The organism is Dietzia cercidiphylli (genome assembly GCF_014145145.1).
Lineage (GTDB): Bacteria > Actinomycetota > Actinomycetes > Mycobacteriales > Mycobacteriaceae > Dietzia > Dietzia natronolimnaea.
The window spans coordinates 1-2,153 of the sequence record NZ_JAALEA010000153.1 but is presented as its reverse complement, the minus strand read 5'-3'; the positions used below and the strand labels follow the sequence as shown (position 1 = coordinate 2,153).

Sequence of the window (2,153 nt, the reverse complement as noted above, 5' to 3'; positions counted from 1 at the left end):
CCTCGGGTCCGGCGCTGCTCCTGGGGGCGCGCGGAGGCCGCCTCGACCCCCGGGCCGCGCGCCGGGTGGTCAACGAGGTCACGGCCGCCACCCCCGGATCGCCGCAGGTCTCGCCCCACGCCCTGCGTCACAGCAGCGCCACACACCTGCTCGAGGGTGGAGCCGACCTCCGCCACGTCCAGGAACTGCTGGGTCACTCGACTCCGGCGACCACCCAGATCTACACGCACGTCTCGGCGGAACGCCTCCGTGCCGCCTACCGGGGCGCCCATCCGAGAGCCTGACAGGTTCGGTCCGTGGAGGGGTCAGCCGAACCCGTCGCCGGGAAGGGTCGGCTTGAGGCGGATCGGCCTGTCCTCGACCGCCAACAGGCTCAGCGGATCGAGGTAGTCGTCGTCGTTTCCCGACGGCCCACCCGAGGCCAGGCGCGCGCCCCAGTGGAGGCAGGAGTCGACGGGACACCCGGCGTGGCCGGTGAGAAGGTGCGCCACCACATCCCCGGTGGTGACGCCGTCCCCGGTGCGCACGGTGGCCCGCACCGGTTCGTAGGTCGTGCGCAGTCCCGAGCCGTGGTCGATCGAGAGCACCGGACGACCGCCGACAGGGCCCGCGAACAGCACCGTGCCGCCGGCGGGTGCGTGAATCGGTGTCAGGAGTGGCGCCGCCAGGTCCACCCCCCGATGGCCGGCCAGCCAGCGCTCGGCGGGAGGGTCGAAGGGCGTCACCACCGCCACCGGACCGGGGAGCGGCCTCCTCAGGTCCCGGCGAGGGGGATCCGGGACGGCGGTGGCGGGAGGGACCACGACGAGGGTCGCGACGACGGCCGCGGCCACCGTCGCGGCCGCGGTGGCGATCACCGACGGTCGGAGGCGCGGCGTCGCGGCGGTCGGTGTCGGGGGGCTCATGGATCGAGTACACCCGGAGACGCGGCGGGGAATCCGACCGACAGGCCCCGCTGTGGAGGAGGTCCACGACCTTCCACAGGGGCGGGACGGCTATCGATCGCGTGTTGGAGTGCGGGCGCGGGCGGGTTATGATTGCCGATGCGGTCGACTGACGTCGATTGACTTCGCGTGTCCTGCACCTCCCTCGGGAGGTGCATCCGGACCCGGGGCCTCACAGCCCCGGCTTCACCGGACACCGGACCCGTAGGTGCCCCTGCTCGTCGGGGGTTCGGTCCGCTGCGGTCACCAGGGCCCGAGACCACCCGGTTTCTCGGGCGTAACCCGATACACACCAGAAAGCGAGGACGAGGGCCTCGCGGTCCGGCTGCTTCCAAGCCGGACGAGCCCCTCAACACTTCCATGGCAGTCATCTCCATGAAGCAGCTGCTCGACGCGGGCGCACACTTCGGTCACCAGACCCGTCGTTGGAACCCGAAGATGCGGCGGTTCATCTTCACCGACCGCAACGGCATCTACATCATCGACCTTCAGCAGACGCTCACGTACATCGACCAGGCGTACGAGTTCGTCAAGGAGACCGTCGCCCACGGAGGCACGGTCCTGTTCGTCGGCACCAAGAAGCAGGCCCAGGAGGCCATCGCCGAAGAGGCCGCGAAGGTCGGGATGCCCTACGTCAACCAGCGGTGGCTGGGCGGCATGCTCACCAACTTCCAGACCGTGCACCAGCGCCTCATCCGCCTCAAGGAGCTCGAGGCGATGGAGCAGTCGGGTGGATTCGAGGGACGCACCAAGAAGGAGATTCTCATGCTCACGCGTGAGATGACCAAGCTGGCGCGCACCCTCGGCGGCATGCGGGACATGACCAAGGTCCCGTCCGTCGTGTGGATCGTCGACACCAACAAGGAGCATATCGCCGTCGGCGAGGCACGCAAGCTCAACATCCCGGTCGTCGCCCTGCTCGACACGAACTGTGATCCCGACCTCGTGGACTACCCGATCCCGGCCAACGACGACGCGATCCGCTCGGTCAGCGTCCTGACCCGGGTCATCGCCTCGGCCGTCGCCGAGGGCCTCAAGGCCCGTTCACAGGCGGGCAAGGCCACCGGCGAAGAGGCCGAGCCCCTCGCCGAGTGGGAGGCCGAGCAGCTCGACCAGGTGACCGGTGAGACCGCGGCACCCGAGGGCGAGACGGCAGCCGAGGCCCCCGCGGCCGAGGCCACCGCGACCGAGGCCCCCGCGGCCGAGGCC

Annotated in this window: 3 protein-coding genes; 2 read left to right on the top strand and 1 reads right to left on the bottom strand. The window is 70.6% G+C overall.

Features of this window, described 5'->3' with window-relative positions; translation table 11 throughout:
• A partial coding sequence (locus G6028_RS17440) for a tyrosine-type recombinase/integrase (RefSeq protein ID WP_206685736.1) occupies positions 1–284 on the top strand: 284 nt, incomplete at its 5' end.
• Between the two features lie 21 nt (positions 285–305).
• Here the strand turns inward: G6028_RS17440 and G6028_RS06210 are convergent.
• Positions 306–905: a M23 family metallopeptidase gene (locus tag G6028_RS06210; RefSeq protein ID WP_182658349.1), complete on the bottom strand. Its 600-nt coding sequence runs from the start codon at positions 903–905 to the stop codon at positions 306–308.
• A gap of 399 nt (positions 906–1,304) precedes the next feature.
• On the opposite strand from G6028_RS06210, the gene rpsB reads away from it, so the two are divergent.
• A partial coding sequence (rpsB, locus tag G6028_RS06205; RefSeq protein WP_241730586.1) for a 30S ribosomal protein S2 occupies positions 1,305–2,153 on the top strand: 849 nt, incomplete at its 3' end.